11 protein-coding genes are annotated in these 8,754 nt (G+C 66.4%); 9 read left to right on the top strand and 2 right to left on the bottom strand.

What is annotated here, in order from left to right; genetic code table 11:
* Nucleotides 1-314: DUF2200 family protein (locus H0U68_RS03640; RefSeq protein WP_296352803.1), on the top strand; the 314-nt coding region annotated here is incomplete at its 5' end.
* Nucleotides 315-345: 31 nt separating this feature from the next.
* Here H0U68_RS03640 and H0U68_RS03635 read toward each other — a convergent pair.
* Nucleotides 346-861 (bottom strand): helix-turn-helix domain-containing protein, encoded by a 516-nt coding sequence (locus tag H0U68_RS03635; protein WP_296352802.1) that lies wholly within the window; start codon nt 859-861, stop codon nt 346-348.
* 64 nt (nt 862-925) lie between these two features.
* On the opposite strand from H0U68_RS03635, the gene H0U68_RS03630 reads away from it, so the two are divergent.
* Complete coding sequence (locus H0U68_RS03630) at nt 926-1,327, top strand: nuclear transport factor 2 family protein (RefSeq protein ID WP_296352801.1); 402 nt, start codon at nt 926-928, stop codon at nt 1,325-1,327.
* Nucleotides 1,324-1,824, top strand: a complete 501-nt coding sequence (locus H0U68_RS03625; RefSeq protein WP_296352800.1) for a DUF3237 domain-containing protein — start codon at nt 1,324-1,326, stop codon at nt 1,822-1,824. The genes H0U68_RS03630 and H0U68_RS03625 overlap by 4 nt, the downstream gene beginning before the upstream one ends.
* Before the next feature lie 3 nt (nt 1,825-1,827).
* On the opposite strand, the gene H0U68_RS03620 is transcribed toward H0U68_RS03625, so the two are convergent.
* Nucleotides 1,828-3,321: an FAD-dependent monooxygenase gene (locus tag H0U68_RS03620; protein ID WP_296352799.1), complete on the bottom strand. Its 1,494-nt coding sequence runs from the start codon at nt 3,319-3,321 to the stop codon at nt 1,828-1,830.
* A gap of 178 nt (nt 3,322-3,499) precedes the next feature.
* Here H0U68_RS03620 and H0U68_RS03615 point away from each other — a divergent pair, with 178 nt between their 5' ends.
* The 6 genes from H0U68_RS03615 to H0U68_RS03590 form a co-directional block, all read left to right on the top strand.
* Nucleotides 3,500-4,849: an FAD-dependent oxidoreductase gene (locus H0U68_RS03615; RefSeq protein ID WP_296352798.1), complete on the top strand. Its 1,350-nt coding sequence runs from the start codon at nt 3,500-3,502 to the stop codon at nt 4,847-4,849.
* A 14-nt stretch (nt 4,850-4,863) separates the two neighbouring features.
* A complete protein-coding gene (locus tag H0U68_RS03610) occupies nt 4,864-5,829 on the top strand; it encodes a tripartite tricarboxylate transporter substrate binding protein (RefSeq protein WP_296352797.1) in 966 nt (321 codons plus the stop codon).
* A complete protein-coding gene (locus H0U68_RS03605) occupies nt 5,819-7,273 on the top strand; it encodes an FAD-dependent oxidoreductase (protein WP_296352796.1) in 1,455 nt (484 codons plus the stop codon). The genes H0U68_RS03610 and H0U68_RS03605 overlap by 11 nt, the downstream gene beginning before the upstream one ends.
* A complete protein-coding gene (locus H0U68_RS03600; RefSeq protein ID WP_296352795.1) occupies nt 7,213-7,539 on the top strand; it encodes an FAD-binding protein in 327 nt (108 codons plus the stop codon). The genes H0U68_RS03605 and H0U68_RS03600 overlap by 61 nt, the downstream gene beginning before the upstream one ends.
* A gap of 44 nt (nt 7,540-7,583) precedes the next feature.
* Nucleotides 7,584-8,384, top strand: coding sequence for an IclR family transcriptional regulator (locus H0U68_RS03595; RefSeq protein WP_296352794.1), 801 nt, complete (start codon nt 7,584-7,586; stop codon nt 8,382-8,384).
* Nucleotides 8,385-8,429: 45 nt separating this feature from the next.
* A partial coding sequence (locus H0U68_RS03590) for an EthD family reductase (RefSeq protein WP_296352793.1) occupies nt 8,430-8,754 on the top strand: 325 nt, incomplete at its 3' end.

The following is an 8,754-nucleotide window of genomic DNA, read 5'->3' as shown; positions in this document are numbered from 1 at the left end:
CTGGTCGCCGTGCTGTTCGTCAACGATGCAAACGCGCGGGCGTGGACCGCGGAGGAACACAGCTTCATCCGCGACGTGGCGGAACGCACCCGCGTCGCAACGCAGCGGGCGCGCGCCGAGAATGCGCGAGCGACTTCGCGACCTTCTTCGCCGATGCACCGGCCATGCACCCGAACTGTTCGGCGATCACGGGCGTGGTCTGCGGTGTCCGCGTGGAAGACATCGAGGATCCGCTGATGCAAAAGATCCGCTACATGGATAAGCTGATCGACGAGCTCGCCAAGGGCCGGAAGATGGAGAAGATCCTGCGCTGAGGAGGAAGGGGCAAGGAGCGAACGCGTCTCCTCAGCCAGCCTGCGCCTCCTCGTCGCGGCGGCGCCCAGGCGCACCCGTGCGCTCCTGCCGCTCCGCGTCGAAGGACTTGCTCAGCTTCGCTGAAAGATCCTGCCGGCGCAGCACCTCGCCGCATGCCTTGCACGTGGGACCCAGGCCGGGGTTCTTGCCGCACGGAATGTGCGTGTAGTGAATGGCGATTTCCTGCTTTTTCGACTTGCACCAGGTCTCGCCCCACGCGCGCAGTGCCAGCAGCACGGGGTGCAGGGCGATGCCCATGTCGGTCAGGTGGTACTCGTGCCGCGGCGGCCTGTCGTTGTAGGGCCGCCGCTCGATCACTCCGTCCGATTCCAGCTTCTTCAGGCGGCTCGCCAGCATCTGCGGCGTGGCTTGCGTCTGCGCCTGGATCTCCTCGAAGCGGTGGTTTCCGAGGAGCAATTCACGGATGACCAGGATGGTCCAGCGATCGCCGACGATCCTCTGGGCAAGCGCGATCGGACACACCGTGTCCTGTTCCTTTTTCATCATACCCCTTGTGCCTATGAAAATCATAGGATAGTCTCTTGAGCTCGCAAACCTCAAAAGGATTCACATGTCTGAACCGACCCAACACGATCTTGCCGCCATCGCCGATCGCTACGCCGCGGCCTGGATCGCCCGCGATCCCGAGGCAATTGTGGCGCTGCACGCGCCGGACTCGACCTTCCAGGCGCATGGCCGTGGCGCGCAGGTGAAGGGCAAGCCCGCATTGCAGAAAGAGTTTGCCGGGATTTTCGAGCGCTACCCCAACTTCGGGGTCGAGATCCATCGCCTCCTGCTGGGGGACACGCACTGGACGCTCGACTGGACGCTGACGTTCCAGCCCGAGGGCAAGGAGCGGCGCGGGTTCCACGCGCTCGACGTCGTCGAGGTGGACGACGCCGGACTCGTGGCCCGCAAGGACACGTTCTTCGATTTCGCGCAGGTCAAAGCGGCCATGGAGTCCACGGCATGAGCGCGGCGCAAGGCGAGCAGCTCCTTTTCGGGCAACCGGTGTTCGAGGCCCTGCCGGTGCGGCATCTTTGCGACCTGCGGGTGCAGCTGGAGTCGCCGCTGGCCATCCCCACGCCACGCGGCACCCTGGTTCCCTACATCGGCAAAGGCGGCCGGCTCGATGGGCCACGGTTGCGCGGCGAGTTCCTGCCGGGCAGCGTCGATTGGGTCCTGATCGGAAGCGACGGCATCAGCCGGCTCGACATCCGCGGTGCACTCCGCACCGACGATGGGGCGCTGATCTACTTCGAATCGAAGGGCATCGCCAGGCTGCCGGCCGACGGGAGGAAACGACTTGCGAAAGGCGAGCGGCTTCCCTTCGCGGAAACGTACTTGCGGACCACGCCCAAGCTGGAAACCTCCGATGAGCGCTATCTGTGGGTGAACGACCTTGTCCTGGTCGCCTACAACGAGATGTCGCCGGCGCAGGTCGACTTCCGGATCTACAGCGTGCTTTGACCGTCATCCGAACCATGTGGTCAACGCGCCGGCAAGCCCCTGCTGGCGCGAGTCTCCGACCCAAGCCACGTAGCCATCGGGCCGGATCAAGACGGCGGCTGGCGCGGGGACCGCGCCGACCCCTGGAAGCTCCCACGCACCGGCGTAGCTGGCATCCACCAGCTGCACGCGACTCGCCCATGGCGTGATGTCGAAGCCGCACGGCTCACCCAGGTTGAGCAGCACCGGCCGCGCACGGTGCAAGAGAGCAAAGACCCGCACGGGGCCGTGGGCGGTGACAAGGTCGAGGTCGGGCATGCGGCGACCGACCAGCGGGTGCCCTTCACCGAGGTCGTAGCGCAGACCCAGCCCGGACATTTCGGCAGCCATCGTCTTGCGAGGCTCTTCCATGCCGAGCAGTTCCAGGACGATGTCGCGCAAGGCTTCCGTGCGGTCGTCGGTCCGCTGCAACGCAACCTGTGCCATGGTCGTGCGCAGCACGCGGGCCGCAACCGGATACCGCTCGGCGTGATAGGTGTCGAGCAAGCTGTCGGGCGATGTTCCTTTCACCACCTGGGCCAGCTTCCAACCCAGATTCACCGCATCCTGCACTCCCGTGTTGAGGCCTTGTCCGCCTACCGGCGAATGCACATGCGCCGCATCGCCGGCCAGGAGAACCCGGCCCTTGCGGTACGCTGCCGCCTGCCGCGACATGTCGGTGAACCGGGACATCCAGGTGGCGTTGCGGACACCGTAATCCGTTCCCCAGCGCGCGACAAGCGCTTCGCTGAGATCGCGCAGCGTGGGCTCGGTCGTGGCGCCGACGCTCGCTTCAGTCACCATGACGCCGATGGGACCTTGGGTCGCATAAATGACCTTGCCATCGCGGATTTCGTACTCTTCCCTGCCGAAGGCATGAACACCCTGTGCCGTCCGATGAACGCCAAAGGGCGGCTCCTCGGCCATCTCCACCTCGGCAAGGATGCTGCTGGTGGTCGCGTCCCATCCTGGAAATTCGATGCCGGCCGTTTTGCGGACCAGGCTGCGGCCGCCGTCACAGCCGACGAGATACCCCGCGCGCAGCGGGCCGCCGGACGTTGCGACGTCGACACCGCTCTCGTCTTGCGAGAACCCGGTGATGTCCTGCCCGCGGTAGATCGGCACGCCCAGCTCGCCGACCCAGCCGGCGAGGATGCGCTCGACATGCTTTTGTCTCAGCGCGAGTCCGTAGTTGTGCCGGGTCGGAAAATCGCTGATGTCCAAGCGCGTGACCGCGAAGCCCGCGACCTGGGCGATCTGTCCTTCCGCAAGGAACCGGTTCGCGATCCCGCGCTGGTCGAACACCTCCAGCGTGCGTGCGCTCAGGCCGCCGGCGCGCGAGCCCGCAAGCTCCTGGTTCGGCCGGCGCTCGACAATTGCAACGTCGACGCCCGCCAGCGCCAGCTCACCCGCGAGCGTCAGGCCCGTCGGCCCCGCTCCAGCGATGACAACCGCATGCATGCGCGGCAATTGCTGCATTTCCTCGCCTCCTCTCAGCTTCGCGATCGGCACGCATCATGTCAGATGGGCACCGAAGGATGGGTGATTCGCCGGCCCGAGGCCCATCCAGTCGTTCACATATGTGAACACCACGCACTTCCAGGCAGCCGGCGCTCCTAGGATTCATTTCCTGCGAATCCGATGAAATTGGCCGTGGATGTACTACCTTGAAAACCTGGCGACCCCCGTGGTCGCCGAATACGACGTGATCGTGGCGGGCGGCGGCGCCTCGGGGCTCATTGCCGCGCTCTCGGCGCAGAGGGCCGGCGCCTCCACCTTGCTGGTGGAGCGTGCCAACTGCATGGGCGGCACCGGCACCTACGGCATGGTGGCCCAGTGGATCGGGTTCTTCAACCGGCGCCGCCGGGTCGTCGGCGGCATCGCAAGCGAACTGGCCGACCTGGTCGTGTCCCTCGGTGGCAGCGAAGGCTTCAAGCAGTACCTCATGGCGGAGGCCAGTGCGAGCCCCATCCCCATCGTCCATTTCGCCTTCAATCCAGAGGTGGTCAAGATCGCTTGCGATCGGCTGGTGGAGGCCTCGGGTGTGCAGCTACGGTTGCACAGCCGGGTCGTGGCGCCCATCCAGGAGGGCGGACGCGTCCGGGGGATCGTGGTCGAGGACTGCGCCGGCCGCGCGGCGGTGGCCGCGAAGGTCGTCATCGATGCCACCGGAGATGCCGTCGTCGCGCACGCAGCCGGAGTCGAGATGGCCCCTGCGGAAGTGGCGAGCCTGCGGCAGGCCCAGCCGCTCACCCTGATGTTTCGGCTGTCCAACGTGGACGTCGCGGCGTTCCGCTCGACGCCACGGGACAGGAAACGCGAATTGGCATTGGAGGGACTTTCACAGGGGCGCATCTACTGGGAGAGCCTGTCGTTTTGCAGCACGCCCGGCAACACCGATGCGATCTGCCTGATGAGCCGCGTCTCGGGTTTCGATGCGACGAACGCCGAGGACCTCACGCGCGCGGAGCTGGAAGGGCGCCGGCAAGTGCAGTCGATCGTGGCCTTCCTGCGCGAGAGGGTCCCTGGCTTCCAGAACGCGGTCCTGGCCGCGATTGCGGGCCACATCGGAGTGCGCGAGACGCGCAGGATCGCAGGACAGTACACGCTGACCGAAGCCGACATCCTTGGCGCCATCCGCTTCCCCGATTCGATCGCACTGGGCGCCGGTCCGCTGGACATCCACGAGGCGGGCGGTACGGGCATCGCGCTGCATGTCCCGCAGCAGCCCTTCGAAATCCCGATGCGCTGCCTGCTGCCCCAGGGCAAAGAGGGACTCGTCGTCACCGGCCGCGCGATTTCCGCCACGCGCGCCGCGAACGGTGGCGCGCGCCACATGGGGACGGCCATGGCACTGGGCGAAGCCGCGGGCGTCATCGCAGCCCTGCAGGCCCGCTCCGGTACGGCCAGCGTGGCCGCGGAAACGGTGCGAGCCGCACTAAGGCAAAGGGGCGGCTTCGTGAGCATCGACGACCACGCGGACCATTTCATCGAAACCACGACCTGACGAGGCGCACGACCATGTTGAACCGTCGACAAACACTCACGTCCATCGCGGCAATCGCCGGCCTGACCTCCGTACGGGCCCAGGCCTTCCCAGCCAAACCCATCACCTTGCTCGTCCCCTTCGCGCCCGGTGGCGCCGCCGACATCACGGCGAGGCTGCTGGCCAAGGGGATGACGGATGAACTCGGGCAGTCCCTGATCGTGGAGAACAGGCCCGGCGCCAGTGGACTCATCGCAACTGAAGCAATGCTCGCGCGCCCGGCCGACGGGTACACGCTGCTGCTGGCCTCGAACGCGGTCACGACCGCGAAATGGCTTTACCCCCGGGTGTCGTTCGACGTCGCGCGCGACCTGCGAGGCGTGGGGATGGCAACGCGCAGCCCGTACGTGGCGGCGGTCAGCGACAAGTTCCCCGGCAACCGGATCGCCGACCTGGTCCGGATGGCCAAGGAAAAGCCTGGCCGCATCGATTACGCCACTGCCGGCAGCGGGACCGGTCCGCATCTGTTCGCCGAGATCCTCAAGCAGGCGACCGGCACCTTCATGACGGGCATCCCGTACAAGGGTTCCGGCCCCGCGCTGACCGCACTGCTTGCCGGTGAGGTGCAGGTCTACTTCGACGTCCTGATGTCGTCGCTGGCACAGCTTGCATCGGGCAAGCTCAAAGCGCTCGGGGTGTCCAGCCGCGAGCGGATGGCGGTGCTGCCGAACGTTGCGACCTTCGACGAGCAAGGCATCCATGGACTCGACTTCTCGGCCTGGTTCGGCCTGGTGGCCAAGGCGGGCACCCCGGAGCCCGTCGTCCAGCAGCTGAACGCGGCACTGAACAAGGTCGTGCAGGCCAGCCCATTCACGACACGGGCGAAGGAGCTCGGTGCTGCCGCGGCCGGCGGCTCGCCCGCCGCATTCCAGAAGACGATCGTGGACGAGGCGGTGTATTGGGGGCGCGTGATCAAGGACAGAAACATCCGTGCCGAATGAAGCCGTTGGGGTGGACAGCGGCCCCGCCCAGGAGGTCGACGTGGTGGTTGTCGGCTCCGGCGCGGCCGGGCTGACGGCCGCCGTGCTCGCGCGGCTCCGCGGGTTGGACGTCGTGGTGCTGGAGAAGGACCCGCTTGTCGGTGGGACGACCGCCGTTTCGGGCGGGGTGCTGTGGGTGCCTTTGTCGCGTCATGGACTTGCACAGGACCCGAGCGACCACGCTGGCCGGGTCGAGACGTATTTGCGCGGCGAGATCGGTGATGGATTCGATCCGCGGGAACTCGCGAGCCTGCTGGAATACGGGCCGCTGATGATCGACCAGCTGGAGCGGCACACCTGCGTCCAGTTCACGTCGTCCTCTTATCCCGACTACCACGCGGATGCGCCAGGCGGCGCACGCGTCGGCCGGGCAGTCATCGCCAAACCGTTCGACTTGCGTGCGTTGGGCCCGCAGCGCAGGCGGCTGCGCCCGCCGCTGGACACACTGACCTTTCTCGGCATGACCTTCAATTCGTCGAACGGGGAGCTCAAGCACTTCTTCAATGCGACGAAGTCCCTCCACTCATTCCGATTCGTTGCACGCCGGCTGCTTTCGCACTTCATTGAAGTCCTGCGCCATGGCAGTTCGATCCGCGCAACCGGAGGGCATGCGCTGGCGGCCCGGCTTTTCAAGTCGGCGCTCGACCTTGGCGTGCCTGTCCACTCCAGCACCGCGGCCCGTTCGCTGGAGATGGACGGACAGCGCGTCGTGGGTGTCATGGCGCAAGGCGCAGGCGGGCCGAGGCGAATCCGGGCGCGACGCGCGGTCATCATTGCCACGGGCGGCTTCTCCCACGACCGGGAGGCGGTCAGTGAACGCTTTGCGCACCTCCCCGACGCCGCCTCGCATGTGTCGATCACGCCCGCGTCGGTCTGCGGCGACGGGATCCGGCTGGCCCGCTCGGTGGGCGGACGGATGGCCGCGCCGAGGCGCCAGCCCGCCGCGTGGATGCCGGTGTCGCATGTGCCGCAGCCTGACGGGAGCACGCGTCCCTTTCCCCACTTGCTGGACCGCTACAAGCCGGGCGTGATTGCCGTGCTGGACAACGGCCGCCGCTTCACCAACGAATCCAACTCGTACCACGACGTCGGCATCGCGTTGATCCGTGCGTGCGCCGGCATGCAGCCCCATTGCTGGCTTGTCTGTGACGAGCGGGCCATCCGCAAGTACGGCCTGGGCTACGTGAAGCCATATCCCATTCCCCTGCAAAAACACATCCGAAGCGGCTACCTGCACCGCGCCGCGACGCTGGAGGAACTCGGTGCCGCGATGGGCGTCCACGGACCGGCGCTGGCATCGACCGTGCGTGCATTCAACGAACAAGCCCGGCTGGGCCTGACCCTGTGTTTGGCCGCGGTACGACGACCTTCAACAGGTACCTCGGTGACCCCGCGCACGCCCTGAACCCCTGTGTCGCGCCCATCGACATCGCGCCGTTCTACGGGGTCAGGCTGACTGTCGGCGACCTCAGCACTTATGACGGAATCCTCACCGACACCTGCGCTCGCGTGCTGCGGGGTGATGGGTCGGTCATCGCGGGCTTGTACGTTGTCGGCGCAGACCGGGCCAGCATGATGGGCGGCGCTTACCCCGGCCCCGGGATCAACCATGGCCCGCACATGGCGACGGCCTGCGCGGCCGTGTCGTGCATTGCCGGGATGGGCGATTAAGATGGCCACCGCGTTCCTCTCGGCGCATTGGGGTGGGCCACCGGATGAAATCCCGCAAGACCGACGTGCAGCAGGCGAGATCGGCGAGCGTCAAGTCCGCGAGCCGGACGCTGGACCTGCTGGAATGCCTGGCCAAGTCGAGCCAGCCGATGTCCCATTCGGACATCGCGTGGCGCACGTCGATTCCGAAGAGCAGCCTCACGCAGCTGCTGCGCACGCTGCAGTCCCGCGACTATGTGGAATCCATGGGCGAGGGCGGGCCCTTCAGGCTCGGCAGTGCGGCGCACCAGCTGATTGCGTTCGGCCTGGACGTCCAGCGGCTGATCGCCTGCGCCCAGCCGGCCATGCAGGACCTTGCCGACGCCACCTCACAATCGTGTGCGCTCAACCTGCTGAAAGGTGACCTGGTCGAGCGGGTGCATCGCATCAAGGGCGCCTCGGGCCTGCCGTTGCACGACGGCGTGCGCGCTCCCCTCTACGCGAGTTCGGCGGGCAAGCTCTTCCTGGCGCGCCTGTCCTCCGCTGAACTCGAGAGCTACTTCGAACGCGTCGAGTTGCTGCCGCTGGCAAGACGCTCCATCCGTTCACTGGGAGAGCTCCATCGCCAGATCAGCAGTGCACGTTTGGAAGGGATTGCCTATTCGCAAGATGAGTTCACAGATGGCGTGGTGGGACTCTCCGCGCCGGTGGTCGACGGCGGGGGGCAAATGCTCGCGGCGATCGGCCTGGCTGTCCCGACTGCGGAATTCGCCGCACGGCGCGCGATGCTGACGAAAGCCCTTCAATCCGCGGCGAAGTCAGCTTCGTCGGTGGTTGCCGAAATCCCCGATGCGCAGGGCCGCTGATGTCTCTTTTCCACCAACAGGCCGCATCGGCCAAGGACCTGCCGAATGATCAAGTTCAACGTGCTCTACCCGTTCAAGCCGGGCATGCGTTTCGACCATGACTACTACCGGGACAAGCACATGCCTCTCCTCGCGAAGTGCCTCGGAGAGACGTGCCGCTCCTACACGATCGACAAGGGTTTGGCTGGGCGCGCGCCAGGATCTGAGCCGCCGTTCGCGGCGGCGTGCAGCGTGTACTGCGAATTGGCCGGCGTCAACTATCTTGTCCGCTCGGCGTCAACAATCCTGGCCGGTCGGAGGCGGGGAATGATTTCAATGGATTCGGTTGTCAGCGCTTCTTTCGCGCAGCAGGGGCGAGCCCCTGCTGCGC

Origin of the sequence: Ramlibacter sp. (genome assembly GCF_013697775.1) — a bacterium.
Taxonomy (GTDB): Bacteria; Pseudomonadota; Gammaproteobacteria; order Burkholderiales; family Burkholderiaceae_C; genus Ramlibacter.
This window is presented reverse-complemented; position numbering and strand designations above follow the sequence as displayed.